Source organism: Thalassospira lucentensis (genome assembly GCF_001613805.1).
Taxonomy (GTDB): Bacteria; Pseudomonadota; Alphaproteobacteria; order Rhodospirillales; family Thalassospiraceae; genus Thalassospira; species Thalassospira lucentensis_A.
The window spans coordinates 359,988-386,322 of the sequence record NZ_LPVY01000002.1; the positions used below are offsets into that span (position 1 = coordinate 359,988).

The 26,335-nt window shown below is 57.0% G+C and carries 22 protein-coding genes; 14 read left to right on the top strand and 8 right to left on the bottom strand.

Going from position 1 to position 26,335, the window contains the following annotated elements; genetic code table 11:
- Window positions 1–9 precede the first annotated feature (9 nt).
- On the bottom strand, window positions 10–2,067 hold the full coding sequence (locus AUP42_RS02085) for a protein meaA (protein ID WP_062948404.1): 2,058 nt from the start codon (window positions 2,065–2,067) through the stop codon (window positions 10–12).
- Window positions 2,068–2,368: 301 nt separating this feature from the next.
- Between AUP42_RS02085 and ccrA the strand changes: the two genes are divergently transcribed.
- From ccrA to AUP42_RS02100, 3 genes are all read left to right on the top strand, one after another.
- Entirely contained in the window at window positions 2,369–3,649 is a 1,281-nt protein-coding gene (ccrA, locus tag AUP42_RS02090) for a crotonyl-CoA carboxylase/reductase (protein WP_062948406.1), read from the top strand.
- Window positions 3,650–3,803: 154 nt separating this feature from the next.
- The gene (locus AUP42_RS02095; RefSeq protein WP_062948408.1) at window positions 3,804–5,471 is read left to right on the top strand and encodes an acyl-CoA dehydrogenase family protein; all 1,668 of its coding nucleotides are present in this window, start codon (window positions 3,804–3,806) and stop codon (window positions 5,469–5,471) included.
- Between the two features lie 242 nt (window positions 5,472–5,713).
- Complete coding sequence (locus AUP42_RS02100; RefSeq protein ID WP_062948410.1) at window positions 5,714–7,813, top strand: methyl-accepting chemotaxis protein; 2,100 nt, start codon at window positions 5,714–5,716, stop codon at window positions 7,811–7,813.
- 89 nt (window positions 7,814–7,902) lie between these two features.
- Here the strand turns inward: AUP42_RS02100 and AUP42_RS02105 are convergent, their stop codons facing one another.
- The 6 genes from AUP42_RS02105 to AUP42_RS02130 form a co-directional block, all read right to left on the bottom strand.
- Complete coding sequence (locus AUP42_RS02105; RefSeq protein WP_062948412.1) at window positions 7,903–9,081, bottom strand: adenosylhomocysteinase; 1,179 nt, start codon at window positions 9,079–9,081, stop codon at window positions 7,903–7,905.
- A gap of 141 nt (window positions 9,082–9,222) precedes the next feature.
- Window positions 9,223–9,927: a glutathione S-transferase N-terminal domain-containing protein gene (locus tag AUP42_RS02110; protein ID WP_062948414.1), complete on the bottom strand. Its 705-nt coding sequence runs from the start codon at window positions 9,925–9,927 to the stop codon at window positions 9,223–9,225.
- A gap of 283 nt (window positions 9,928–10,210) precedes the next feature.
- On the bottom strand, window positions 10,211–10,651 hold the full coding sequence (gene cynS, locus AUP42_RS02115) for a cyanase (RefSeq protein ID WP_007092354.1): 441 nt from the start codon (window positions 10,649–10,651) through the stop codon (window positions 10,211–10,213).
- A 36-nt stretch (window positions 10,652–10,687) separates the two neighbouring features.
- Window positions 10,688–11,617: an ABC transporter ATP-binding protein gene (locus AUP42_RS02120; protein ID WP_062948416.1), complete on the bottom strand. Its 930-nt coding sequence runs from the start codon at window positions 11,615–11,617 to the stop codon at window positions 10,688–10,690.
- An 11-nt stretch (window positions 11,618–11,628) separates the two neighbouring features.
- Entirely contained in the window at window positions 11,629–12,459 is an 831-nt protein-coding gene (gene ntrB, locus AUP42_RS02125) for a nitrate ABC transporter permease (protein WP_007092352.1), read from the bottom strand.
- A 1-nt stretch (window position 12,460) separates the two neighbouring features.
- Window positions 12,461–13,930: a CmpA/NrtA family ABC transporter substrate-binding protein gene (locus AUP42_RS02130; RefSeq protein ID WP_062948418.1), complete on the bottom strand. Its 1,470-nt coding sequence runs from the start codon at window positions 13,928–13,930 to the stop codon at window positions 12,461–12,463.
- Between the two features lie 212 nt (window positions 13,931–14,142).
- Between AUP42_RS02130 and AUP42_RS02135 the strand changes: the two genes are divergently transcribed.
- From AUP42_RS02135 to rbsK, 8 genes are all read left to right on the top strand, one after another.
- On the top strand, window positions 14,143–16,086 hold the full coding sequence (locus tag AUP42_RS02135) for a sigma 54-interacting transcriptional regulator (protein ID WP_062948420.1): 1,944 nt from the start codon (window positions 14,143–14,145) through the stop codon (window positions 16,084–16,086).
- A 127-nt stretch (window positions 16,087–16,213) separates the two neighbouring features.
- Window positions 16,214–16,408: a twin transmembrane helix small protein gene (locus AUP42_RS02140; RefSeq protein ID WP_062948422.1), complete on the top strand. Its 195-nt coding sequence runs from the start codon at window positions 16,214–16,216 to the stop codon at window positions 16,406–16,408.
- 52 nt (window positions 16,409–16,460) lie between these two features.
- Entirely contained in the window at window positions 16,461–17,033 is a 573-nt protein-coding gene (locus AUP42_RS02145) for a cob(I)yrinic acid a,c-diamide adenosyltransferase (protein WP_062948424.1), read from the top strand.
- A 243-nt stretch (window positions 17,034–17,276) separates the two neighbouring features.
- Window positions 17,277–18,026, top strand: a complete 750-nt coding sequence (locus AUP42_RS02150) for an electron transfer flavoprotein subunit beta/FixA family protein (RefSeq protein ID WP_037987118.1) — start codon at window positions 17,277–17,279, stop codon at window positions 18,024–18,026.
- Between the two features lie 15 nt (window positions 18,027–18,041).
- Window positions 18,042–18,977 (top strand): electron transfer flavoprotein subunit alpha/FixB family protein, encoded by a 936-nt coding sequence (locus tag AUP42_RS02155; protein ID WP_062948426.1) that lies wholly within the window; start codon window positions 18,042–18,044, stop codon window positions 18,975–18,977.
- 80 nt (window positions 18,978–19,057) lie between these two features.
- Entirely contained in the window at window positions 19,058–19,945 is an 888-nt protein-coding gene (locus AUP42_RS02160) for a 3-hydroxybutyryl-CoA dehydrogenase (RefSeq protein WP_062948428.1), read from the top strand.
- A gap of 196 nt (window positions 19,946–20,141) precedes the next feature.
- Window positions 20,142–21,608, top strand: coding sequence for a xylulokinase (gene xylB, locus AUP42_RS02165; RefSeq protein WP_062948430.1), 1,467 nt, complete (start codon window positions 20,142–20,144; stop codon window positions 21,606–21,608).
- A 140-nt stretch (window positions 21,609–21,748) separates the two neighbouring features.
- Complete coding sequence (gene rbsK / locus AUP42_RS02170) at window positions 21,749–22,678, top strand: ribokinase (protein ID WP_062948432.1); 930 nt, start codon at window positions 21,749–21,751, stop codon at window positions 22,676–22,678.
- A gap of 5 nt (window positions 22,679–22,683) precedes the next feature.
- On the opposite strand, the gene AUP42_RS02175 is transcribed toward rbsK, so the two are convergent.
- On the bottom strand, window positions 22,684–23,244 hold the full coding sequence (locus AUP42_RS02175) for a TlpA disulfide reductase family protein (protein WP_062948434.1): 561 nt from the start codon (window positions 23,242–23,244) through the stop codon (window positions 22,684–22,686).
- A gap of 32 nt (window positions 23,245–23,276) precedes the next feature.
- Between AUP42_RS02175 and argH the strand changes: the two genes are divergently transcribed.
- From argH to lysA, 3 genes are read left to right on the top strand one after another with little or no spacing between them, the layout of a single operon-like run.
- The gene (gene argH, locus AUP42_RS02180; RefSeq protein ID WP_062948436.1) at window positions 23,277–24,692 is read left to right on the top strand and encodes an argininosuccinate lyase; all 1,416 of its coding nucleotides are present in this window, start codon (window positions 23,277–23,279) and stop codon (window positions 24,690–24,692) included.
- Entirely contained in the window at window positions 24,689–24,835 is a 147-nt protein-coding gene (gene lptM / locus AUP42_RS21490; RefSeq protein ID WP_147250134.1) for an LPS translocon maturation chaperone LptM, read from the top strand. The genes argH and lptM overlap by 4 nt, the downstream gene beginning before the upstream one ends.
- Window positions 24,832–26,097 (top strand): diaminopimelate decarboxylase, encoded by a 1,266-nt coding sequence (lysA, locus tag AUP42_RS02185; RefSeq protein ID WP_062948438.1) that lies wholly within the window; start codon window positions 24,832–24,834, stop codon window positions 26,095–26,097. The genes lptM and lysA overlap by 4 nt, the downstream gene beginning before the upstream one ends.
- Window positions 26,098–26,335 lie beyond the last annotated feature (238 nt).

A 26,335-nucleotide genomic window follows, 5' to 3' on the forward strand; every position in this document is an offset into this window, starting at 1 on the left:
ACGCCACCATCAATAGATCGCGGTTCCGGCCCCTTCCGGCTTGCCCTCAACCTTACGCGGGGCCGGATGTTCGGTTGATTTGCGATCCACCAGATCGACAATTTCGGAAATCACCCGCACCAGTTGGTAATCCTTGGGCGTATAAACCGCCGACACCCCCATCTGGCGCAGGACAAGCATATCCGCATCCGGAATGATGCCGCCAACGACGACGGGAATATGCCCCGCCCCGTGTGTGCGCAAACCATTCACCACTTCGCGCACCAGTGGCACATGCGACCCTGACAGGATCGAAAGCCCGATCACATGCGCGCCTTCGTCGATGGCATTGCGCACCAGTTCATCGGGCGTCCAGCGAATGCCATCATAAAGCACCTCGATCCCGGCATCGCCCGCCTTGACCGCGATCTGTTCCGCCCCGTTGGAATGGCCGTCCAGCCCCGGTTTGCCGACCAGCATCTTCATCCGTTCGCCAAGCTTTTCGGAAACTTCATCCACACGACTGCGCAGTTTTTTGATGTCTTCTTCGTCGCCGGTCACGATCATCGATGTGATGCCGGTCGGGGCGCGATACTCACCAAATACCTGACGCAGCGTTTCGGACCATTCCCCGGTCGTAACCCCGGCATGGGCGCAGGCAATCGAACTTTCCATGATGTTGCGGTCTTCGCGGGCGGCGGCTTCAAGATCGGCAAGGCTTTTGGCAACAGCGGCCTGATCCCGGCCGGACCGCCATTCTTTCAGTTTTTCGATCTGTTCCTGTTCGGCCATGTCATCGACCGTCAGGATCGATTTATCCCCCGATGTCAGGGGCGATGCTTCGGTTTCGGTATAGGCATTCACACCAATCACCTTGGTCAGCCCGGTTTCGATATCGGCCAGACGACGCGCATTGGATCGCACCAGTTCCTGTTTCATATATCCCCGATCCACCGCCGTAATTGCCCCGCCCATCTCATCGATTTTCGCCAGTTCCGCACGCGCCCCTTCCTTAAGCAAACCGACCTTGCGTTCAATCGCCGGATTGCCGTCAAACAGGTCGTCATATTCCAGAAGATCGGTTTCATAGGCCATGATCTGTTGCAGGCGCAGCGACCATTGCTGATCCCATGGGCGCGGCAAACCAAGGGCCTCGTTCCATGCCGGAAGCTGCACGGCACGCGCACGCGCATTTTTCGACAGCACCACGGCGAGCATTTCGATCAGGATGCGATACACATTGTTTTCAGGCTGTTGTTCGGTCAGGCCAAGCGAGTTGACCTGCACGCCATAGCGGAACCGGCGATATTTTTCGTCAGAGATGCCATAACGATCCCGCGTGATTTCATCCCACAATTCGCAAAATGCCCGCATCTTGCAAATCTCGGTCACAAACCGGATGCCGGCATTGACGAAAAATGAAATGCGCCCGACAACCTTGGCAAAATCTTCTTCGGGCACCTGACCGGATGCCTTGACCGCATCAAGCACGGCAATCGCGGTCGCCAGCGCATAGGCCAGTTCCTGTTCCGCGGTCGCCCCGGCTTCCTGCAAATGGTACGAGCACACATTCATCGGGTTCCATTTCGGCACCTCGCGATAGGTAAAGGCCGCAACATCGGTAATCAGCTTCAGGCTGGGTGCAGGCGGAAAGATATAGGTCCCGCGTGACAGATATTCCTTGATGATGTCGTTCTGGGTCGTCCCCTGCAGGCTGTCGCGCGGCGTTCCCTGTTTTTCGGCAACGGCAATATATAACGACAGCAACCACGCCGCCGGCGCGTTGATCGTCATGGATGTGTTCATCTGATCAAGCGGAATGCCGTCAAACAGGGTCATCATGTCGCCCAGATGCGATACCGGCACGCCGACCTTGCCGACCTCGCCGCGCGCCAGAATATGATCCGAATCGTAGCCGGTCTGGGTCGGCAGATCGAACGCCACCGACAGCCCCGTCTGCCCCTTTGCCAGATTCTGGCGATACAGCGCGTTCGATGCGCTGGCCGAACTGTGCCCGGCATAAGTCCGGATCAGCCACGGGCGATCGCGTTCCGACTTTGCTGCACTGCGTTGATTTTCCATCGACATGCCGACCTCGCGTATCTTTATTACCCAAAAGCTTTTTGTTTATTACAAAGAAACGTTATTAAATTACCTACTGGACATCAGTTGGATAATTATATAACAATTTGTGCAACGCGATAAAAGCGAAAACTAAGAAAGCATTCGGGAACCCCAACCAGAAACCAAGGGAAACCGGTGCATTTCAGGGAAAATATCACAAAATCCGTGGCTTGGAGGATTCGTCGACCGCAGCGCAACACAGGATAATTTTATTACCATCCTTTTACAGCGCGATTCGGATCGACCCGAACAAGGAGTGAAGGCCATGAATACGACTGCTGAAGTTCTGCCGTTCCGTGGTGGTCATGAAGAAAAAGACCTGTATGAAATCGGCGAGATTCCACCACTGGGCCATGTGCCAAAGAATATGTATGGCTGGGCCATTCGCCGCGAACGCCACGGCGAACCTGATACCGCCATGCAATGCGAAGTCCTGCCGGTCATTCAGCCCGACAGTCACGAGGTCCTCGTCCTCGTGATGGCGGCGGGTGTGAACTATAATGGTGTGTGGGCGTCACTCGGCAAGCCGATCTCGGTCTTTGACGTGCATGACCTGCCCTATCATATCGCGGGATCGGATGCGTCGGGCATTGTCTGGGCGGTCGGGTCAAAGGTCACGCGCTGGAAAGTCGGTGACGAGGTCGTCATTCACTGCAATCAGGATGACGGCGATGACGAGGAATGCAACGGCGGTGACCCGATGCTGTCCCCCACCCAGCGCATCTGGGGTTACGAGACACCGGACGGATCATTCGCCCAATTCACCTGCGTACAGGCGCAGCAGCTTATGCCACGCCCCAAACACCTGACCTGGGAAGAAAGTGCGTGCTACACGCTGACCCTTGCCACCGCATACCGCATGCTGTTTGGCCATCGCCCGCATATCCTGCGCCCCGGTCATAATGTTCTGGTGTGGGGGGCCTCGGGCGGTCTTGGATCGATGGCGATCCAGCTGATCACCACGGCGGGTGCCAATGCGATTGGCGTGATTTCGGATGAAAGCAAACGCGATTTCGTGCTGGGCCTTGGTGCCAAGGCCGTGATCAATCGCAAGGATTTCAATTGCTGGGGTCAGTTGCCAACCGTGAATGGCCCGGAATTTGGCGACTATATGAAAGAAGTCCGCAAGTTCGGCAAGGCGATCTGGGACATTACCGGCAAGGGCAATGACGTTGATATCGTCTTTGAACATCCGGGCGAACAGACCTTCCCCGTATCGTGCAACGTGGTCAAACGCGGCGGGATGGTGGTGTTCTGTGCCGGGACGACGGGCTTTAACCTGACATTCGATGCGCGCTTTGTCTGGATGCGCCAGAAACGCATTCAGGGCAGCCATTTCGCCAACCTGAAACAGGCAGCCCAGGCCAACAAGCTTGTGATTGAACGGCGCATTGATCCCAGCATGTCCGAAGTACTTGGCTGGGACGATATTCCGCGCGCACATATGAAAATGATGCGCAACGAACACAAACCCGGAAACATGGCCGTTCTGGTTCAGGCCAAACGCCCGGGCATGCGAACCCTTGAAGAAGCAGTCGACGCCTAAGCCCACATAAAGCGTCGACTGACCGTTGGTGGCCCTGATGCGTTCTCGCCCGATCCGCATCGGGGCTGCCACTTTTCAATCCTTGCCGAACCGGCATGACAACAATGATAGTCTGCTTCATGCACCAGATGGACCGAACCCGAGGATCAGACCAATGAGCGATAAAGCCCTGCTGCCCGAACTGACCCGGCTTTGCGACGATGCGCTGGCGGCCCTTGCCCCGGTGCATCAGGCCGCCGAAACCGCGATGCGCGAAATCGTGACGGTGGATGGCAAAATCGATGCGAGCGCACTGGATGAAAACCAGTATGCCGCCCACGGCTTTGCATGGTTTTCAACCTATGTCACCGCCCTAAAGCAGATGAAGGCATGGGCGGATCGGCTTACGACACAGGGAAAGTTTGGAACGCTTGAACAATTGATCCTTCAGGCGGCCTTTGGCGAATATCTGGCACAGATTCAGGGCGGCATTGCGATGTCGCAGGGCGAGTTTATCCGCCTTTCAACCCTTGGCGTCCCGGGCGATGTGATTGCTGCCCTTGGCGATAGCCGCGCGGTTGCGACCCTGACCGGTTCGGGCAACAGCGACGCCACCCGGCGCGCCATCGCCGATCAGATCAAGGACAGCCTTGATACCGGCCGCTTTGGCGAAACCGGACTTGAAGACGAAACCCTTGATATGGTCCGCGACCAGTTCCGGCGCTTTGTCGATGAAAAGGTCAGCCCGCATGCCCATGGCTGGCACGAACGCGACGAACTGATCCCGATTGAAATTATCAACGAAATGTCCGAACTGGGCGTTTTCGGCCTGACCATCCCCGAAGAATTCGGCGGGCTTGGCATGGGCAAAACCGCGATGTGCGTCGTGACAGAAGAACTCTCGCGCGGCTATATCGGGGTCGGCTCGCTTGGCACACGGTCCGAAATTGCCGCCGAACTGATCCGCCTTGGTGGCACCGACGCGCAGAAAGAACATTACCTGCCGAAACTGGCATCAGGTGAAATCCTGCCAACCGCGGTCTTTACCGAACCCAATAACGGATCGGATCTGGCGCATCTGCGCACGCGTGCGATCAAGGATGGCGATACCTATAAGGTCACCGGCAACAAAACATGGATCACCCATGCCGCCCGCTCCGACCTGATGACCCTTCTGGCACGCACCAACCCCGATGAAACCGGGTATCGCGGGCTATCCATGCTGCTGGCCGAAAAGCCGCGCGGCACGGAAACTGATCCTTTCCCGGCCAAGGGCATGAGCGGCGGCGAGATCGAGGTGCTTGGCTATCGCGGCATGAAGGAATACGAACTGTCCTTTGACGGGTTCGAGGTTCCCGCCGAAAACCTTCTGGGCGGCGATGAAGGCCAGGGCTTCAAACAACTGATGGCGACCTTTGAATCCGCCCGCATCCAGACTGCCGCCCGTGCGGTTGGCGTCGCACAGAACGCGCTTGAAATCGGCATGCGCTATGCACAGGACCGCATCCAGTTTTCCAATCCGCTTTACAGCTTCCCGCGGGTTTACGGCAAAATCGCCTGGATGGTGGTTGAAACCATGATCGCCCGTCAGCTCACCTATTTTTCCGCCATCGAAAAAGATCAGGATATCCGCTGCGATATCGAGGCGGGCATGGCAAAGCTTCTGGGCGCACGTGTTGCGTGGTCGAACGCCGATAATGCGCTGCAAATCCATGGTGGCAATGGTTACGCCCTTGAATACCAGATCAGCCGCGTCCTGTGCGATGCCCGCATCCTGAACATTTTCGAAGGGGCGGCCGAAATACAGGCGCAGGTCGTGACCCGCGGCCTTCTGGGCCGATAGACGGGGCCGTTGCCCGAACGTCTCGCTTAGTTCCTGTTCCAGCGAACCGTGGCCCCGGTGAAAAACCTGGGCAAACTTGGCCCGTCAACCTTGACGGGCCTCTTTCTTGTATCAACCTAAAGTATGATATCTGTATACCTACCCTGCGGTGGTAACATCACTTTAATCAACAGGTAAAAAATCGAAAAATCGAAGCCTGTGCGGCCTGATGTGCCGAAGGGGAAATAGGGAGAGACGTTTTTATGAATCACGCGTCTGCATCACCGGAAAATACAATTTTTACGCGTGCAAACGCCGCGCGCGAGATTTTTGACAAACATGCCGACAAGCTCGCCGAAAGCCTTCTGGCCGAGCTGTTTGGCACAGGTCAGAACAGCCGCAATCCGCACGATCCGAAAGCCCATGTCAGCGCACTGGCAAAACGCCTGCGCACATTGATGGCGGCCAGCAGCGGATCGGATTTTGATGCCTGCTTTGCCGATCACATTCTGGCCGATGCCATTGTCGGCACCCCGGCAAGCCGCATCGTTCAGGCCTACCACAACACAATCGAAAATTTTGCCCGACTGGCGGCCTCCGAGGGACGCGGCAGACGCGATCCCGGCGTGCTGGACGCCTGCCGTTCGGTGCTGATGGGGGATATGGCCTGCCTGATGGCCAAGGCGGAACGTAAATCCGCACAGGGCCGTTCGGCATCGGAAATCCAGTCGATGTCGGAAATCATCGAACGCGAAACCGATAACATGATCGCCGAAGTCGGTTTTCAGGCCGGTCGCACCAATGACGTGGCGCAAATCATGGCATCCGATGCGCATGATCTGTCGGAACTGGTCGAACGGATCACATCGACCACCGCCATTGCCAGCAACAATGTGTCCACCGTCGCCTCCGCGACCGAGGAATTGCAGGCATCGAGCGAGGAAATCGCGGATCGCATCCACAAAACCAACGATATCGCCAGTCAGGCCGTGACCCGCGCACAGGAAACATCGGTCACGATGAACAGCCTGTCAGACACCGCAAGCGAGATCGGCAAGGTCGTCGATATCGTCAAACGCATTTCCGATCAGACCAAGATGCTGGCGCTCAACGCGACCATCGAGGCCGCCCGCGCGGGCGATGCTGGCAAGGGCTTTGCGGTTGTCGCGAACGAGGTCAAGAACCTCGCATCGCAAACCGAAAAGGCCATTTCCGATATCAACGCCCAGATCACCGCCATTCAGAACGCCACATCCGAGGCGGTCGGCGCGATCGAAGGCATTGGCGGCGCGATTGACGAAGTCAGCCAGCTGTCATCGGATATCGCCTCCTCCGTTCAGCAGCAAACCGCCGCCATCAGCGAGATTTCAACCAGCGCGCAGGAAGTGTCCACCCACATGCAGGGCATTTCCAGCGACATCGCACTGGCCAGCGAAAGATCACACAACGCCAGCAAGACATCGGAAAACCTGCGCATTCTCGCATCGAATATCCGCAAGGATATCAACGAGATGGAAAACCGGTTCCGCGTTGTTCTGCGTTCGGCAGACACCAGCAACCGCCGCAATCAGGAACGCGTTCCGATTGCCGTTGATATCGAAATGGATTTCGGCAATGGCGACAAACGCAAGGGCGTTACCGCCGATATGTCGGTTGCCGGTCTTCTGGCCCGGATCAAGGCCAGCGATCAGGACAATGGCAAACCGGTTTCGATCCTGCTTGATGGCAACACCCGTTTGCACGGCATCCTGAAAGCGGTTTCAAATCTGGGATCGCATGTCCAGTTCACCGAACTGGACGAAGAAGCCAACCGCACGATCATGGGGCTTTTGCAGAAAACCCGCGATCATGACAACAAGATCGCCGAACTGGGCGCACCCTTGGCGGCCCAACTGGCAAAGGTACTGGAAAACGGCATCCGCAATGGCGAGATCAGAAAAGAAGATCTGTTCCGTCCCCGCTATGAACCGATTGACGGCACCGACCCGATACAGTTCATGACGCCCTATATCCCCTATACCGACCGGCATTTCACCCCGTTACAGGAAGAAATCCTGCAAAAGGACAAACATATTGTCTTTGCCGCCGGGGTGGATATCAACGGCTTCCTGCCGACCCATAACAAGGTTTACAGCCAGCCTCAGCGCCGCGGTGAACCGGCATGGAACATGGGCAATTGCCGCAACCGCCGCATCTTTGACGACCGGGCCGGCCTGATGGCGGCGCGCAACACCAAACCCAAACTGTTGCAAACCTATTTCCGCGACATGGGATCAGAAGTCGTGTTCATGAAGGAATGCGACATCCCGATTGTGGTCAATGGCGAACAATGGGGCAATCTGCGCATCGGCTATCGCGCCTGATCATTGCCAGAGACAGAAACAGAAACAGAAACAGAAACAAAAGCACCCCGGTCACATGCCGGGGTGTTTTGCATTTGATGAACCGGAAATCAGCTATGCGACCGTAAAACCGCCTCGGCGATTTCGCGTTCAACGTCCGCCGGGTAATCATAGAATCCCGGCTTGAACGACGATGCCCCACCCGATGCCAGCCAGTCGATCCCGCGAATCAGAATGGCGGAAAACGGATCAAACAGGTCCTTGCCCGATCCCCCCATGCCCGGCGCGAGGTTCAGAAGACTGCCCCGGTTCAGAAGGTAGACTTCCTTGCCATTATCAAGCGTGAAACGCTCGATATAGCGGCGCATCCGGGTGCGTTCCTGCGTATCAAGCCATTTGACGTCAATTTCGGTATTGGAATGCCCGACATTGACCAGAATGACACCACGACGCGCCAGTTTGATCTGATCCAGGCCAAGGATGCCGGAAAAACCCGTCGCGGTGACGACAATCGCACATTCCCGAAGCCCGTCTTCAAGCGCCACAACCCGGCAACCGTGATGCTGGGCTTCAAGGGCGCGAACCGGATCGCGTTCCGCGACCGATACGACCGCCCCCAGATTGCGCGCCCGTTCGGCAACGCCACGCCCGACCGGCCCAAAACCGATCACAAGAACCGAACGGCCATAAAGCGCCAGACCGGTGACGTTGGAAAAGACCGGCCACATTTCCTGTGCCACATGGTGGCGGTTATGCAGGCGGTCCTTGATCGCGATATCGTTCCAGTTAAACACCGGGAAGGTAAAATCAAGCTTTTCAACGCGGTGAACACCGGTCGTGGTCGCTTCAAGCGCCCCATCGACCTTATGGCCCTTTTTCACAAACGCCTCGATCAGTTCCCCACCCATGTCGGCCACGATATCGGCCGGACCATCAGACAGGATATCGATGCTTTTGGCGTATTCATCGGGCGTCATGCCGGAAAAGGCATGGACCTCGACCCCGTTCGCCGCCAGATAGGCCGCCGCAACATCATCGGTGCTATCGGGGTTGCACGCGCCCACCTTGACCGTGGCACCCGCTTTGACAAACGGCAACAGGGTCGGAATGGTGTCTTCAAGCACGTGCTGGAAACTGACGATGGTTTTGTCACGCAGGTCGCGTTTGGCAACGTAATTGCCGTATTTGGCGGTCACCGGGCAGATCACCTCGCGCCAGGCAAGGGTTTCATCGGTGATATTGGCGGCAAGTGCCGGGTCCTTGATGCGGCTGGTCGTAGAGGTGGTCATGGGTGGGCTCGCTTGAAACGTGGGACGAATACTGGATTACCCCCATGTGTTAATCCCAGCCCGACCGGATGAAAAGCATTTCTGACCATGTGGTCAGATTTTTCATCCGGCGGGCAGGATCAAGGACGCGAACCCCTTACTTTAAGGACGCGCCGGAATTTCCAGACCACGCTTCACCGCCGGTCGCGCAAGCCCGCGTTCAAGCCATGCCGGAACGTTTTTCAGGCTGTCATAATCCACCAGTGCCCCGGCATCATAGAAACCGACCAGATTGCGTACCCAGCCAAGGGTCGCGATATCGGCAATGGTATATTCATCACCCATGATCCAGTCACGCCCGGCAAGACGGGTTTCGAGAACACCCAGCAGACGTTTGGATTCCCCAACATACCGATCCCGTGGGCGTTTATCCTCATACTCGCGACCGGCAAATTTGTGGAAGAAGCCAAGCTGGCCAAACATCGGGCCAATTGCTGCCATCTGGAAAAACACCCACTGGATGGTTTCGATCCGGGCAATCGGATCAGACGGCAGGAATTTTCCGGTTTTTTCCGCCAGATACAAAAGAATTGCGCCCGATTCAAACAGGCCAACCGGCTTCCCATCCGGCCCGTTCGGGTCAATGATGGCCGGGATTTTGCCATTCGGGTTCAGCGAAAGGAATTCCGGCGTCCATGTTTCGTCCTTGCCGATATCAATGAAATGCGGCTCGTAATCGATGCCGGTTTCTTCCAGCATGATCGAAACCTTGACCCCGTTTGGCGTCGGCAGGGAATAAAGCTGCAATATATCCGGGTTCTTGGCGGGCCATCGCTTGGTGATGTCAAATGCGGACAGATCAGCCATCTGAATATTATCCTTCCTGATTTGGGTCATGGCGGTTGATCGGGTCGGCATTGCGCCAGACCATCAACCCTTATCCAACGTGATGTCCCCAAGATGTAGGATAAGACGACCTTCCCGCCAGCGCGAATTTGGCAATTGACTGTTTCCCGCCCTGTTTCAGTCCTGCGGCAACAACAGATCAGGCCAACCCGCGCATGCAGATTGGCCTGACTGGACTGCGACATACGGATCAATATTCATCCGCTGCCGATATGGGATTGCCTTAACCGCGTGCGATATTATCTTACCAGGCACGATAAGGCAGGAATTTGCCATCAAGGGTCACGACAACGCGGTCCCCCTTCGGATCGGCCTTGCGTTCGATATACATTTCGTAATCAATCGCACTCATGATGCCGTCGCCGAACTTTTCATGGATGATTTCTTTGATCGTTTCGCCGTAAACGCCCATGATTTCATAGATACGGTATACCGCCGGATCGGTCGGCACCGCCTGTTCCCAGATTTTCATCGGGCATTCCTGCAGCACGGCGGATGCCTCCGCCGGAAGCTCCAGCAGGGCCACCAGCATATCGGCCTTTTCCTTGGGCGCGGAATTCATGCCAAGGCAGACCGACGTGGTCCAGACCGGGGACATGCCGATCTTGCTGGCGATTTCTTCCCAGCCAAGACCCTTGGCTTTTTTGGACGTAATGATCAGTTCTTTCACATCTGCTTTTTTCACAGCTTTTCTCCACTTCACTGTCTGTGTCGTTACGGATTAGTCGGCACCATTCACCACCCGCGGGCGGGCGGGTGTCTCGTCGGCACCTTTGTTGGATTTATTGGCAACCGGCCCGTTCAGGCCAAAACGGATGACGTTTGGTTCAGAAACGCCATCCTCGTCACGTTTCCCGGCCAGTTCGCGGGACCGCTTGGCAAGGAATTCGACCAGATGGTTGCGAATGTCGTAATAGTCGGGATGATGGATGATATCGGCCCGAACGCGCGGGCGTTCGATATCGACCTGTACCGATTCCGCGACCCGCGCATAGGGGCCGTTGGTCATAAGGAGGATACGGTCGGCAAGCAGGATCGCCTCGTCGACATCATGGGTGATCATGAAAACAGTCTGATCCGACCCGGCCCAGATACGGATCAATTCATCCTGAATGCTGCCCCGTGTCAGGGCATCAAGTGCCCCAAACGGTTCATCCAGCAACAGCAGTTCCGGCTGAATGGCAAAGGCCCGCGCAATCGAAACACGCTGCCGCATGCCACCTGATAATTGTGATGGCTTGCGAAGCTCCGCCCCGCCGGTAAGCCCCACCATTTCCAGATATTTGATCGAATGATCATGGACCTGTTTCTTGGTCCAGTTGCGATGGCGCGCCTGCACGGCAAAGGTCACGTTTTTAAGCGCGGATAACCACGGCAACAGGGAATAGTTCTGAAACACGATACCGCGATCAAGACTTGGCCCCGATACTTCCCTGCCATTCATGATCACCGCGCCGTCGGTCGGCTCGTCGAGCCCGGCAAGGATATTCAGGATCGTCGATTTGCCGCAGCCCGAATGACCAATGATGCAGACAAATTCGCCCTTTTCGATCCCCAGATTGACGTTTTCAAACACGGTTAACGGATCAGATCCCTTGGGGCCGGGGAACCGCTTGCTTAGTCCCTGTACGCTCAGGAAGGGTGTTGGCATGGTGCTTTTCCTTATTCCTGGTACTGCACAAGGCGGGCGCAATAGGCGAACGCCGTATCAAGAAGCATGCCGACAAGGCCGATCATCAGGATCGAAAAGATCACACTGGTCAGATCCAGATTGTTCCATTCGTTCCAGACGTAATAGCCAATGCCGGTACCGCCCACGAGCATCTCGGCGGCTACAATCACCAGCCACGCAATCCCGATGGAAATCCGCATCCCCGTCAGGATGGTCGGTGCCGCCGCCGGAAGAATGACGATCCACGCGGTTTTCAGCGTGCCCAGTTCATGGGTGCGCGCGACATTGACCCAGTCCTTGCGTACACCGGCAACGCCAAAGGCCGTATTGATCAGCATCGGCCAGATCGAACAGATAAAGATCACGAAAATCGCCGATGCCTGACTGTCCTGAATGACAAACAGCGCAAGCGGCATCCACGCCAGCGGCGAAATCGGGCGAAGGATCTGGATGAACGGATCAAGTGCCCGATACATCAATGGCGACATGCCAATCAGGAACCCGGCCGGAATGGCAATTGCCGCGGCCAGAAAATAGCCCGACAGCACGCGATAAAGCGAATAACCGATCTGAATGCCAATCCCCTTGTCGTTAGGACCGGCATCATAGAAAGGGTTGGAAAGTTCTTCCCACGCCTTGACGAACACCGCAGATGGTGGCGGCACGGCGGCCTTTGGCTCTGCCCCGCCCATCAGGATTTCATATTCCGTCAGTTCACTGCCCAGTTTCTGCTGGGGGCTGGCGGCCTCCCATATTCCAAGAAGAACCGCCAGCAAAACAGCAGACAACAGCAGCGCCCTGGCATTCAGGGATGCGATCATATCAGCTTACCCCTTTGCCAATCGGGAAGCTGTTGACATAGGCCTCGGGCTGATCGGGGTCGAACTCTTTGCCCATGATCGTATATTTCTGATAGGTGCTGTCTGGTGCTTCGTAGCCAAGGTCTTTCATGATCTTGGCGCAATCGGCCGCGACATAGACTTCTTCGGCGATTTTCTTGTAATCGACATCGCCGTCGATATAGCCCCAGCGCTTCATCTGCGTCAGAATCCACACACCCATCGAATGCCACGGGAACGGATCGAAATCGATGCGGTCCGGCACGTTCTTGACCTCGCCCAGACCATCGGCATAACGCCCGGTCAGGACCTGCTCGATGACCGGCACCGGCTGGTTCAGATAGTTGGTCGGCGCGATTGCTGCCGAGATTTCCTTGCGGTTTTCCGGCTTGGATGCGTATTGCGTCGCATCGACGATCGATTTCAGAAGCGCGCCATAGGTATTGGGCATTTCATCGGCAAACGCCTTGGAACAGGCAAACGCACAGCACGGATGACCTTCCCAGATATCCTTGGTCAGGGTGTGGATGAAGCCGATTTTTTCCCAGACGGCACGCTGGTTGAACGGATCAGGCGACAGATAACCATCAAGGTTACCGGCACGCAGGTTGGCGACCATTTCGGGCGGCGGAACGACACGGATCTGGATGTCTTTATCCGGGTCAAGGCCATGTTCGGCGACGTAATAACGCAGCAGGAAGTTGTGCATCGAATATTCGAACGGCACACCGAACTTGAAGCCCTTCCACTGTTTCGGATCGCGTTTATCAAGATGGTCGTTATGCAGGACAATCGCCTGCCCGTTGATGTTTTCAACCGCCGGCATCAGGAACGGGGTCGCGGTCGAACCGGCCCCCATGGTGATGGCAAGCGGCATGGGGGTGAGCATATGCGACGCGTCATATTCATTGTTCAATGACTTGTCACGTGCGACCGCCCAGCCCGCGGTTTTGATCACATCGACATCAAGACCGTATTTCTCATAAAAGCCCATCGGCTGGGCCATGATGATCGGGGTGGCGCAGGTGATCGGAACAAAGCCGATATTAAGCTTGGTCTTTTCCGGCGTGCCCAGATCATCAAGGATTGCCGCCTTGACCTTATCAAGCGGCAGGACCGACGCCAGTGCCGCCATCATCGTGCCGCTACCAACCATTTTGGCAAAGGAACGACGCGAAATCTCGTTATGCCCGAAGACAGAGCGGACCACCGCACTTTCAATCGCGCGATCCAGCATTTCCTCGCTGCTGGCAAGCTTGCCAGACGACGACGACGCGCCATCCACAGCCATATCGCTATGGGCGGGCATCGATGCCAGATCGTATGTGTCTTCGTGATGGTCATGACCGGCATGGTGATGTTTGCCGGTTGCGCAAGCCTCGCAGCCGCACGATTTGCTATGCCGCAGATCGCTTTCGCCACTGAATGGATCGCCCAGACTTTTGATAGACATGTGGTCACCCCCTGTTTTGTTTACGCCGCCCGTCAGGCGACACCGATATTCGGGGTGATAACAGCAACCGGCGTGCCAGATTTGTGCGGCGCGAAAAACTCTAGGGAAACACTGGACTTTGGCCCGAAACAGGCGCAATCTCGGGTCATACGAAATTTCGTAATTTACGATATTTCGTAACCATATTTACGAAATATCGTAGGCCGATCACGATGGATCAGATTGCAAACCCGCCACCTCCAACGGTTTCGGGCGCCCTGTATCAACAGGCGCTTGCATCGCATATTCATCCGACTTTGCTGGTTCATCCGCAAAGTGATCGCATCATGTTTGCCAATCAGGCGGCGGCGCATTTGCTGGGCCGCAGCATTGCGGACCTTAAATCCACCGCCATGAGCAGCCTGCACAAGGGGCAGGTGCCAAGCCTTGTGGTGTTCAGCCAGGCCGCCCTTTATCACGGCTTTGCCTGGACGCGGGGCCTTAACCTGATGCATTCCGATGGCACCGAAATCCAGCTTGAACACGAAGCCCGCGCCCTGCACTGGGAGGGCGAGGATTACCTGATCATCATCCTTTGTGATCTTGATGCCCGCCACCGCCGCGATGTCGATGCAGAGGCCGATAATTACCTGCGCGAAGGCATTGCCGAATGGCGGCGGGCCGAACGGTTTTTCCGCGAAATCGAACGCGAAAACCAGTTGATCCTGGGTGCCGCGGGCGAGGGCATTTACGGGGTCAATAGCGACGGCATCACCACCTTCGTCAATCCGGCTGCCGAACGGATGCTGGGCTGGACGGCCGAGGAACTGGTGGGCAAGGAAATCCATTCGATCATCCACCATTCGCATATCAATGGCGATCCCTACCACGCCGAACATTGCCCGATTTACAATGCGTTTCGCGAAGGCATCGTTCGGCGCGTTGATGACGAGGTTTTCTGGCGCAGCGACGGCAAACCGATCCGGGTGGAATATACCTCCACCCCGATCCGCGATCATGGGCTGGTGATCGGGGCGGTGATCGTGTTTCGCGATATCACCGAACGCAAGATTGCCGAGGAAAAGCTGCATGCGGCGCTTGCCGAGGTCGACCGCCTGCGCGAAAGGCTGGAACTTGAAAACGCCTATCTTCAGGAAGAAATCCTCTCGACCAACAACCACCACGAAATCATCGGCCAGTCCGAGGCGATCAATAGTGCGCTCAAACAGATTGATCTGGTCGCCCCGACCGATGCCAACGTCCTGATCACCGGGGAATCGGGCACCGGCAAGGAACTGATTGCGCGCGCCATCCATCAGGCAAGCCACCGGCGCGACCGTGTTCTGGTCCGCGTGAACTGTGCCGCCATCCCTCATGAATTATTCGAAAGCGAGTTTTTCGGCCATGTCCGCGGTGCCTTTACCGGGGCCGTGCGCGATCGCGTCGGGCGGTTCGAACTGGCCGATGGCGGGACGCTGTTTCTGGACGAGGTCGGCGAAATTCCGCTGGAACTGCAGGGCAAGCTTTTGCGCGTTCTTCAGGATCAGAAATTCGAACGCATCGGCGAGGAACGCACGCGCGAGGTCAATGTAAGGCTATTGGCCGCCACCAACCGCGATCTCAAGGAAGAAGTCCGGCTGGGCCGCTTCCGCGAGGACCTTTATTTCCGCCTCAATGTGTTTCCCATCGAATGCCGGCCGCTGCGCGAACGGCCCGACGATATCCCGCCATTGGCGACACATTTCCTGCGCAATATCTGCCAGCGGCTGAACATTCCGCAACTGACGCTGACCAACGGGCAGGTCCGAAGCCTGATGAAATATGACTGGCCCGGCAACGCGCGCGAACTTGAAAACATCATCGAACGCGCTGCCATTCTGGCCCGCGACGGCAAACTGAATTTTGACCTGCCCGAACCCAATCGCCGCGAAACAGATCATGGCAATGCCAACCCCGCGCGTGATCAGGCCAGCCCCCAATCGGCAATCCTGACCGAAGATGACCGGCGCAAACACGAATATGACAATATCATCCGCGCCCTTGAAACCACACGCGGCCGGATTTTCGGCCCCGATGGGGCGGCGGCCCTTTTGAATGTAAAGCCGACAACCCTGGCGTCGCGGATCAAAAAGCTTCGGATTGACCGGCGTGATTTCACGCCATCGGGCCAGCCCTAAGCGTCAGCCATCGGAAATCGCAAAGATTTTTCGATCTGCGACCTTGCCCCCGCCCGCAGTTTGACGCAGCATGTCGCCCCGCCCGGCACATCACACCCGCAAGGGCGGCACAAAGGAGTAGTCCGGTATGGCTGGATTTTTACAGATTGGCGTTCTGATCGCGATGGCCGCGGTCGCGGTTATTCTGGTGCTTGGCATCATCACCATGGCGCGTGGCAAGGATGCCAGGAAATCCAACAAGCTGATGCAGCTTCGCGTACTGGTACAGGGGATTGCCCTGCTGCTTCTGATCATCCTGTCCTTCATGGCGCTGGGCAAATAGGCCCGCCGATGATCCCCCCCGAAAGTCACCCATCAGGACAACGGAATTCACCATGGTTCAACTGACCCGCATCTACACCAAATCCGGCGACAAGGGCAAAACCGCCCTTGGTAATGGCACCCGCGTTGCCAAAAACGATATTCGCGTTGCAGCCTATGGCACAGTGGACGAAACCAATGCGGTGATCGGGGTTGCCCGCCTGCATGCGAGTGGTGATGTCGATGCCATGCTGGCCCGCATCCAGAACGACCTTTTTGATCTTGGTGCCGATCTGTGCACGCCCGGTGATGGCAGCGACGATAACCCGGAACGCCCGGCCCTTCGCATCACGAGCAAGCAGACCGAGCGGCTGGAAAGCGAAATCGATGCGATCAATGCCGGTCTTGATCCGCTGAAATCCTTTGTCCTGCCCGGCGGCAGTGCCCTTTCGGCCCAGCTTCATGTCGCGCGCACCGTATCGCGCCGCGCCGAACGGCTGATTGTGGAGCTCTCGGGAATCGAGGCGATCAACCCCGAAGCGGTGCGCTACATCAACCGCCTGTCGGACCATATGTTCGTTCTGGCCCGCCATGCCAATAATGGCGGCAAGGACGATATCCTGTGGCAACCCGGCCTGACCCGCTAGGCAGATATTGGAAATAAACCCCTGTCTTTTCAGGGTTCGGTTGCGTATCAAGGCAGCCCGAGACTTCAGAATTTCAGTAAAGAAGTTGTCGTTAACGTTAACCTCTTTACGTAAATTGACAAGCCCCGTAGCACCCCCTATTGTGCATCGCGGGGAAAACAGTAACATCGGGCCCCACTGCGGACTGCCCCGGCAGAACGCAGCAAGCCCATAGCTTCGACAACAAAAACGAACAGGTCTGTCATGAAGGTTCTTGTCGCCGTTAAGCGCGTTGTGGATTACAACGTCAAGATCCGTGTCAAACAGGACCAGTCTGGCGTTGAATTGAACAACGTCAAAATGTCCATGAACCCGTTTGACGAAATCGCCGTTGAAGAGGCCGTCCGCCTCAAGGAAGCCGGCACCGCGACCGAAGTGGTCGCTGTATCGCTGGGTGTGAAACAGTGTCAGGAAACACTGCGTACCGCCCTTGCCATGGGTGCCGATCGCGGCATTCTGGTCGAAACCGACGACGAACTGCAACCGCTTGCCGTTGCCAAACTTCTCAAGGAAGTCGTTGCCAAGGAAAGCCCGGATCTCGTGATCCTCGGCAAACAGGCAATTGATGACGACGCCAACCAGACCGGTCAGATGCTGGCCGCCCTTCTGGACTGGCCGCAGGGCACGTTCGCATCCAAGGTCGCCGTTGCCGATGGCAAGCTTGACGTCACCCGCGAAGTCGATGGTGGCCTTGAAACCATCAAGATCGACCTTCCGGCCATCGTCACCACCGACCTTCGCCTGAACGAGCCGCGCTATGCGTCGCTTCCCAACATCATGAAAGCCAAGAAAAAGCCGCTTGATACGCTAAGCCCGGCTGATCTTGGTGTCGACACCGCGCCGCGCCTGAAAACCCTGAAAGTGACGGAACCGCCGGCACGTCAGGCAGGTGTAAAAGTTGCCAGCGTCGCCGAGCTTGTCGACAAGCTTCGCAACGAAGCAAAAGTGATTTAAGCGGGGGCCGATCAAATGAGCATTCTTGTTATTGCCGAACACGACAATACCGAACTGAAGGGCGCAACGCTCAATACCGTTGCCGCCGCACAGAAAATCGGTGGCGACATCACCATTCTGGTCGCGGGCGAAAACTGCCGTGCGGTTGCCGATGCGGCCGCAAAGGTGGCGGGCGTTTCCAAGGTTCTGGTTGCCGATAACGCGGCCTATGGCCATTTCCTGGCTGAAAACCTGGCCGGTCTTGTCAATGAACTGGCCGGTGATTACAGCCACGTTCTGGTGGCCGCTTCGACCACGGGCAAAAACTTCATGCCCCGCGTTGCAGCACTAAAGGACGTCGCACAGATTTCCGACATCACCGATGTCGAAAGTGCTGATACGTTCGTCCGTCCGATCTATGCCGGTAACGCGATGGCAACCGTTCAGTCGTCAGACAGCCTGAAACTGATCACCGTCCGCACCACGGGCTTTGATCCAGTTGCGGCCGAAGGCGGTTCTGCATCGATCGAAGATATCGCAACTGCGAAAGATGCCGGAAAATCCGCTTTTGTCAGTCAGGAACTGACCGAGTCGGAACGTCCGGAACTGACCGCAGCCAGTGTTGTCATCTCTGGCGGTCGCGGCATGGGCTCGGGCGAGAACTTCCACCTGATCGAACCGATTGCCGATAAACTCGGCGCTGCCATTGGCGCTTCGCGCGCCGCAGTCGATGCGGGATACGCTCCGAACGACTGGCAGGTCGGCCAGACCGGCAAAGTTGTTGCACCGCAGCTATACATTGCGGTAGGCATTTCAGGTGCGATACAGCACCTTGCCGGCATGAAGGACAGTAAGGTCATTGTTGCGATCAACAAGGACGAAGAAGCACCGATCTTCTCGGTTGCCGATTACGGTCTTGTCGCGGACCTGTTCGAGGCCCTTCCCGCACTGGCGAGCGAACTCGACAAATAATCAGATCCCATCTAGGGTCAGAACAGTCAAAGAACATTGTTCTGACCTTGTTTTGACCCTGGGGGATGAGTGGGGAACAAATGGCTTCGCTTGAAGATATCAAGACCATTGGCGTAATCGGCGCCGGTCAGATGGGCAACGGGATTGCTCATGTGATTGCGCTTGCCGACTACGACGTCCGACTGCTTGACGTATCGGCAGAGGCGCTCGACAAGGCGCTTGGCCTGATTGGCAAGAACATGGATCGTCAGGTCAAGAAAGACCTGATTACCGAGGCACAGAAAGAAGCGGCCCTTGCCCGGATTACCACGGGTACGGATTACAGCTTCCTGTCTGACTGCGATCTCGTGATCGAGGCCGCAACCGAAAACGAAGAGACCAAGAAACAGATTTTCAAGGCTCTGTGTCCGGTTCTGGGTCCCGAAGCCATCATTGCGACCAACACATCGTCCATTTCGGTGACGCGTCTGGCTTCCTATACAGACCGCCCGTCGAAATTCATGGGCATGCACTTCATGAATCCGGTGCCGCTGATGAAGCTGGTCGAACTGATCCGTGGTATCGCCACGGACGAGCCGACCTATCGCACCATTCATGAACTGACCAAGAAACTGGGCAAGGACACGGCAAGTGCCGAAGATTTCCCGGCTTTCATCGTGAACCGTATTCTGCTGCCGATGATCAACGAAGCGATCTATACGCTTTACGAAGGTGTTGGCAATGTCCGGTCCATCGACGATGCCATGCGCCTTGGCGCAAACCACCCGATGGGGCCGCTGCAACTGGCCGATTTCATCGGTCTGGATACCTGCCTGTCGATCATGCATGTGCTCCATGATGGTCTGGCCGATACCAAGTATCGCCCCTGCCCGCTTCTGGTCAAATATGTCGAAGCCGGCTGGCTTGGCCGCAAGGTCGGCCGCGGCTTCTATGACTATAGCGGCGACGAGCCGGTTCCGACCCGCTGATCATCGCCGGATCAAAAATTCAAAAGGCCACTGCATCGCTGCGGTGGCCTTTTTGCATTGGGGGTATACCCCCGTCTTGATGATTTAACCGACGTGCAAAGCTTTTGATCTTTCGATCAGAAATTGCCCTGCTATGATGACCGCAAGTAACGAATATCAAAAAGAGTCCAGGTCAGGACCCAGGAGGCCGTCCCACATGTTTCTCGGAATAGATGTCGGTACATCTGCCGTTAAAGCGCTTCTGATGGATGAACATTCGGTCACCGTCGCCGAAACAGATGTGCCCCTGACGCTCAGCAACCCCAAACCATTCTGGAGCGAACAGCACCCGGATGACTGGTGGGCTGCGACCTGCACGGCGATGGATCAGTTGAAATCATCCAATCCCGCCGCCCTTGCCGCGGTTCGCGCGATTGGCCTGTCTGGCCAGATGCACGGGGCGGTGATCCTTGATGCCGATGATAAACCACTTCGTCCGGCGATCCTGTGGAATGACGGCCGGGCCAAGGCCGAATGCGATGAATTGCAGGCCGCCCTGCCCGATCTGCCATCGCGTGCCGGTGTGGTCGCCATGCCGGGCATGACCGCGCCCAAACTGATCTGGCTGCGCAAACATGAACCCGAAATCTTTGCCCAAATCAAAACCGTCCTGCTGCCCAAGGATTACATCCGTTTCTGCCTGACCGGCGAAAAGGTCACCGAAATGTCGGATGCCGCCGGCACGCTCTGGCTTGATGAAGAAAGCCGAAGCTGGAATTTTGACGCCATTGCCGCAACCGGCATGGATATCGCCCAACTACCCCGCCTTGTCGAAGGAAGCGACCCCACCGGCCATCTGCGCGGTGAACTGGCTGCGCGCTGGGACATGAAGCCGACCGTGATTGTCGCGGGCGGCGGCGGCGATGCCGCGACCGGTGGCATCGGTGTCGGCGCGGTCAGCCACGGCGACGGGTTCATTTCTCTTGGTACGTCGTCACAGATTTTCGTCGCATCGGATCGTTATCGCCCGAAACCCCACGAACTTCTGCACAGCTTCGCCCATGCCGTGCCCCAGCACTGGTTCCAGATGGCGGTCCTTCTGAACGGGGCAAGCTGCCTTTTGTGGGCGGCAAACCTGTTGGGTGAAAAGGATATCGGCGCATTGCTGCAACGGACCGAAGCCGGGCACAAGGCCCCCTCGGATGTCGTGTTCCTGCCTTACCTTAATGGCGAACGGACCCCGCATAACGATCCTTATGCGCGCGGCGTTTTCTTTGGCCTTGGCAGCGACACATCACGCGAAACGATGGTCCAGTCGGTGCTCGAAGGTGTCGGTTTTGCCCTTCTGGACGGGCAGTCACGCCTGCATGCCGCCGGAACGCATTGTGAATTGCCCGGTGTCATTGGCGGCGGTGCGCGCAGCCGATACTGGATTCAGCTGATATCGGACATCATGGGCTGCCCGCTTGCCCGATACGAAGGGGCGGCCAAGGGCCCGGCCTTTGGCGCGGCCCGTCTTGGACGGCTGGCACTCGATAACGAAACGGTCGAGGATGTCTGCCAGAAACCGGCCATTCAGGAAGTGATCGAACCCGATATGAACAGACACGCGGCCTATCAACCGCGATTTGCCAAATTCAAACGCATCTATTCCGCGCTCCGCGAAGAATTCCAACCCGCCTGACCCTACACCTTTTGCCCCACCTGATCGGCTTTTTTGCGGTGTGATGCATTTCACCTGAAATGTTGCACCGGGTTCTTTAATCACTTCAAAAGATGCCAATATCAGCAAAAGGTATTAGAAATTTGCCAATCGGATAGCCCATGACCATTGCCATTGTCGGAAGTTCCAATATCGATTTTGCCGCCCGCGTTGCCGAATTGCCCAAACCCGGCCAAACCGTATCGGCCAAGGATTACATCACAGGCCCCGGCGGCAAAGGCTGCAATCAGGCGGTTGCCGTGGCCCGTCTGGGGCAGAAACCTGTCTTCATTTCCAAAATCGGCAATGATGTTCTCGGGCGCAGCCTGATTGATACGCTCAAAATCGAAGGATTTGACACCAACCAGCTGATCCAGACGACGGATGCGCAGACCGGCACCGCCCTGATATCCATCGACGATGCCGGGGAAAACATCATCACCGTGGCCGGTGGTGCCAACATGACCATGAGCCGCGCCGACATCCGCGAAAAACAGGTTTTCCTTGAACATTGCGACTATCTGCTCGTGCAGCTTGAATGCCCGGTTGTCGCCGTGGCCTGCGCCATGAAATATGCCCGCGACGCCGGGGCCACCATCATTCTAGATCCGGCACCGGTACCGGACCGGGTTGTTCTGCGTGATCTGATGGCGCTGACCGATATCGTCACCCCCAACAGCAGCGAATGTTTCGCCATGACCGGCATTCTTCCCGAAAACCTTGAAACCGCCCATCAGGCCGCCGAAAAGCTGCGCGAAATGGGCGCACGTATCGCGATCATCAAAATGGGATCAAAGGGCGCGTTTTATTCGGATGGCGATCAGTCCGGGATTGTCCCGCCATTTGATGTCTCGGCGATTGACACGGTTGCAGCGGGCGATTGCTTTAACGGCGGCCTGGCCGTCGCCCTGCATGAAGGACGCCCCTTGCGCGATGCCGTCCGCTTTGCCTGCGCAACCGGGGCACTGGCGACCACACGCTATGGTGCCGCCGATGCTGCCCCGACCCTTGATCAGGTTTTATCGCTTCTGGAACAAGATACCGGCACCTGATCGCGTCAGGACGCGGCATCAATCAGGCTGTTGAAATAATCGATGACCGGATCGGCATCCCATTTGGCCGTCCCTTCCAGCTTGCCGATGATCTGCCCGTCGGCATCAATCACGAAACTGGTCGGAAGGCCGCGTGCGCCAAAGGCCCGTGCGGTCGCCCCGCGCGGATCAAGCACGACATCAAGATTGCCGATTCCGTTTTCATCAAAGAATTCCTGCACGATTTCCGCCCCGCCGCGATCCTGGCTAAGGGCCAGAACACGGAACGGCTTGCCCTCCATTTCAGACGCCAGACGATCAAGATCGGGCATTTCTTCGATACAGGGCGCGCACCATGTCGCCCAAAGATTGACCAGAATAACCTGACCTTTCAGGTCTTTAAGGTCACTTTCGCTGCCATCTTTTTCGATGAAAACCGCCTTTTCCGGCAGGCTTGTGCTATCAGGTGCGGTGTCCATTTTCGAAAGTTCTTGCGGCAATTGCGTATCTGCAAAGGCAGGGCTTGCATAAATGGCCGATATGGCGACAATCACGCCCAGTTTTACGTAACGAAGCAGTGCCTTCACAATACTCACCTTTCCAACGCTTGCGGATCACAATGACCGATCAAAACGCCACTGACCAGAAAAATGCCAACGCCCTGTGGGGAGGCCGCTTTGAAGCGGGCCCATCCGCCATCATGGAAGAAATCAATGCTTCCATCGGCTTTGACAAACGCCTGTACGCCCAGGACATTCAGGGTTCCAAAGCCCATTGCGCCATGCTGGTCAAGCAGAAGATCATCCCCGCAGAAGATGGCGAGAAAATAGTCGCGGGTCTAGACCAGATCCTTCAAGAAATCGAGAGCGGCCAGTTTACCTTCTCTGCCGCCCTTGAAGACATCCACATGAATGTCGAAAGCCGCCTGCGTGATCTGATCGGGCCTGCGGCCGGTCGCCTGCATACCGCGCGCTCCCGCAATGACCAGGTCGCGACCGATTTCAAACTCTGGGTGCGCGACGTGGCACTGGCCGATCTTGAAGCCGGGCTCAAGGGCCTTCAGGAAGCACTGGTTGAACAGGCCGGCACCCATGCCGAGACCATCATGCCGGGCTTTACCCACCTTCAGGCCGCCCAGCCGGTCACCTTTGGCCATCATCTTCTGGCCTATGTCGAAATGTTTGGCCGGGATCGTGGCCGCGTTGCCGATTGCCGCACGCGTGCTAATGAAAACCCGCTGGGTTCGGCGGCACTGGCCGGAACGCCCTATCCGATTGACCGTCACATGACGGCGTCATCCCTTGGCTTTGATCGCCCGACCGCGAACTCGCTTGATGCGGTGTCGGATCGCGACTTTGCTCTGGAATATCTGAACGCAGCCTCGATCACCGCCATGCATCTGTCACGCCTGGCCGAGGAAATGGTCATCTGGTGTTCGGCACAGTTCCGCTTTGTCGGCATGTCGGACAAATTTTCGACCGGCTCCTCGATCATGCCGCAGAAACGCAATCCCGATGCCGCCGAACTGATCCGCTCCAAGATCGGCCGTATCGTTGGCTGCTACAATTCACTGATGCTCTCGATGAAGGGTCTGCCGCTGGCTTATTCCAAGGACATGCAGGAAGACAAGGAACCGGTCTTCGAGGCCCACGACCATCTGGGTCTGTGTGTCGCCGCCATGACCGGCATGATTGCCGACATGAAGGTGCATAAGGACAACATGCGTGCGGCTGCCGGTGCGGGTTACACCACCGCAACCGATCTGGCCGACTGGCTGGTGGCCGAACTTGGCATGCCGTTCCGCGACGCCCATCACGTGGTCGGTGCGACCGTGAAACTGGCTGAAGGCAAAGGTTGCGATCTCGATCAGCTTTCGCTCGAAGACCTTCAGGGGATCGAACCGAAAATCACCAACGCCGTTTACGATGTCCTGACTGTCGAGGCATCGGTCAGTGCGCGTCAAAGCTTTGGCGGCACCGCCCCGGTCCGGGTGAAGGAACAGGTCGCGGCGGCAAAGGAAAGGTTCCTGAAATGAGCAACCCGATCTTTAAACGCAGCACAGTGATCGTACTGGCGGTGATGCTGGGCCTGTCTGTTGCCGCCTGCGGCAAAAAAGGCCCGCTTGAACCACCGACCGACGAAGGCAACAAATATCCACGGACATATCCGGCACAATGAACCATTTTGAATATATTGATGGCGTCCTTCACGCAGAAGGCGTTTCCATCCCCGAGCTTGCCGAAAAGGTCGGCACGCCGTTCTATTGCTATTCCACCGCCACCCTTGAACGTCATTACAGGGTTTATGCCGGTGCGTTTGACGGGCTTGATGCCACGGTTTGCTATGCGATCAAGGCAAACTCCAATCAGGCTGTCCTGAAAACGCTCGCCAGACTGGGGGCCGGTGCCGATGTGGTTTCGGTTGGTGAAATGCGCCGCGCCCTGCGTGCCGGTGTTGCCCCGGGCAAAGTCATCTTTTCCGGCGTTGGCAAGGCCGATGCCGAAATGCGCGAAGCCCTTGATGCCGATATCGCCCAAATCAATGTCGAAAGCATCCCGGAACTTGAAGAACTCAACCGGGTTGCCCTCGACATGGGCAAAAAGGCCCGGATCGCGATCCGCATCAACCCGCATGTCGATGCCAAGACCCATGAAAAGATCGCCACCGGCAAGGCCGAAAACAAATTCGGCATCGACTGGACCCGCGCGATCGAGGTTTACCGCATGGCAGCCGCCATGGACGGGATCGAGGTCACCGGCATTACCATGCATATCGGATCGCAGCTGACCGATCTTGCCCCCTTCCGCGAGGCATTCACCCGTCTTGCCGGTCTGGTCGAAAAACTTCGCGCCGAAGGCATCAATATCCGCAATCTCGACCTTGGTGGCGGACTTGGCATAGCCTATCAGGGCGAAACACCGCCCCTGCCCGATGCCTATGGCCAGATGGTGCGTGAAACCGTCGGTCACCTTGGCTGCCACATCACGCTCGAACCGGGCCGCCTGATTGCTGGCAATGCCGGTGTGATGATTTCGCGCGTCATGTATATCAAGGACGGCGAAGCCAAACGCTTTGTCATTCTCGATGCCGCGATGAACGACCTGATCCGGCCAACGCTTTACAGCGCCTATCACGAAATCATCCCCGTCGATGAACAGGGTGAAGGCGACAAACAGGCGACCGTCGATATCGTCGGACCGGTCTGCGAAACCGGCGACACCTTCGGCAAGGACCGCAAACTGCCCGATGACCTGAAACCGGGCGATCTGGTCGCCGTCATGTCGGCAGGTGCCTATGGTGCGGTGATGTCATCGACCTATAACACCCGTGCCCTGACGCCCGAAGTTCTGGTCAAGGGAGACGATTTCGCCATCGTCCGCCCGCGCCAGTCGATTGACGACCTGATCGGTCTGGACCGTATTCCCGACTGGCTCGACTGATCCGGACCGGCAGAAACCGGAAAAACTTTGCAAGGCGGTCTTTCAACACGAAAGGCCGCCTTCTGCATATCCGCATCCTGCCCGACAGAGATCATCTGACCTGCCCCATCTCCTTCGATCTCCCGAATGGTTCCGGGGGGCTCCGAGGGCCAAGGGCAGGACAGGAACGCCAGACTCCGAAAGCACGGCAACAGGGTGATTTTCCCCGAAGCAGACGAAATGCCCCACCCGAACAAAA

What these genes read in the sequence shown, in the direction of transcription:
- AUP42_RS02085 (WP_062948404.1), bottom strand. Translation starts at nt 2,067, where the DNA reads ATGTCGATGGAAAATCAACGCAGTGCAGCAAAGTCGGAACGCGATCGC.
- ccrA (WP_062948406.1), top strand. Translation starts at nt 2,369, where the DNA reads ATGAATACGACTGCTGAAGTTCTGCCGTTCCGTGGTGGTCATGAAGAA.
- AUP42_RS02095 (WP_062948408.1), top strand. Translation starts at nt 3,804, where the DNA reads ATGAGCGATAAAGCCCTGCTGCCCGAACTGACCCGGCTTTGCGACGAT.
- AUP42_RS02100 (WP_062948410.1), top strand. Translation starts at nt 5,714, where the DNA reads ATGAATCACGCGTCTGCATCACCGGAAAATACAATTTTTACGCGTGCA.
- AUP42_RS02105 (WP_062948412.1), bottom strand. Translation starts at nt 9,081, where the DNA reads ATGACCACCTCTACGACCAGCCGCATCAAGGACCCGGCACTTGCCGCC.
- AUP42_RS02110 (WP_062948414.1), bottom strand. Translation starts at nt 9,927, where the DNA reads ATGGCTGATCTGTCCGCATTTGACATCACCAAGCGATGGCCCGCCAAG.
- AUP42_RS02120 (WP_062948416.1), bottom strand. Translation starts at nt 11,617, where the DNA reads ATGCCAACACCCTTCCTGAGCGTACAGGGACTAAGCAAGCGGTTCCCC.
- ntrB (WP_007092352.1), bottom strand. Translation starts at nt 12,459, where the DNA reads ATGATCGCATCCCTGAATGCCAGGGCGCTGCTGTTGTCTGCTGTTTTG.
- AUP42_RS02130 (WP_062948418.1), bottom strand. Translation starts at nt 13,930, where the DNA reads ATGTCTATCAAAAGTCTGGGCGATCCATTCAGTGGCGAAAGCGATCTG.
- AUP42_RS02135 (WP_062948420.1), top strand. Translation starts at nt 14,143, where the DNA reads ATGGATCAGATTGCAAACCCGCCACCTCCAACGGTTTCGGGCGCCCTG.
- AUP42_RS02140 (WP_062948422.1), top strand. Translation starts at nt 16,214, where the DNA reads ATGGCTGGATTTTTACAGATTGGCGTTCTGATCGCGATGGCCGCGGTC.
- AUP42_RS02145 (WP_062948424.1), top strand. Translation starts at nt 16,461, where the DNA reads ATGGTTCAACTGACCCGCATCTACACCAAATCCGGCGACAAGGGCAAA.
- AUP42_RS02150 (WP_037987118.1), top strand. Translation starts at nt 17,277, where the DNA reads ATGAAGGTTCTTGTCGCCGTTAAGCGCGTTGTGGATTACAACGTCAAG.
- AUP42_RS02155 (WP_062948426.1), top strand. Translation starts at nt 18,042, where the DNA reads ATGAGCATTCTTGTTATTGCCGAACACGACAATACCGAACTGAAGGGC.
- AUP42_RS02160 (WP_062948428.1), top strand. Translation starts at nt 19,058, where the DNA reads ATGGCTTCGCTTGAAGATATCAAGACCATTGGCGTAATCGGCGCCGGT.
- xylB (WP_062948430.1), top strand. Translation starts at nt 20,142, where the DNA reads ATGTTTCTCGGAATAGATGTCGGTACATCTGCCGTTAAAGCGCTTCTG.
- rbsK (WP_062948432.1), top strand. Translation starts at nt 21,749, where the DNA reads ATGACCATTGCCATTGTCGGAAGTTCCAATATCGATTTTGCCGCCCGC.
- argH (WP_062948436.1), top strand. Translation starts at nt 23,277, where the DNA reads ATGACCGATCAAAACGCCACTGACCAGAAAAATGCCAACGCCCTGTGG.
- lptM (WP_147250134.1), top strand. Translation starts at nt 24,689, where the DNA reads ATGAGCAACCCGATCTTTAAACGCAGCACAGTGATCGTACTGGCGGTG.
- lysA (WP_062948438.1), top strand. Translation starts at nt 24,832, where the DNA reads ATGAACCATTTTGAATATATTGATGGCGTCCTTCACGCAGAAGGCGTT.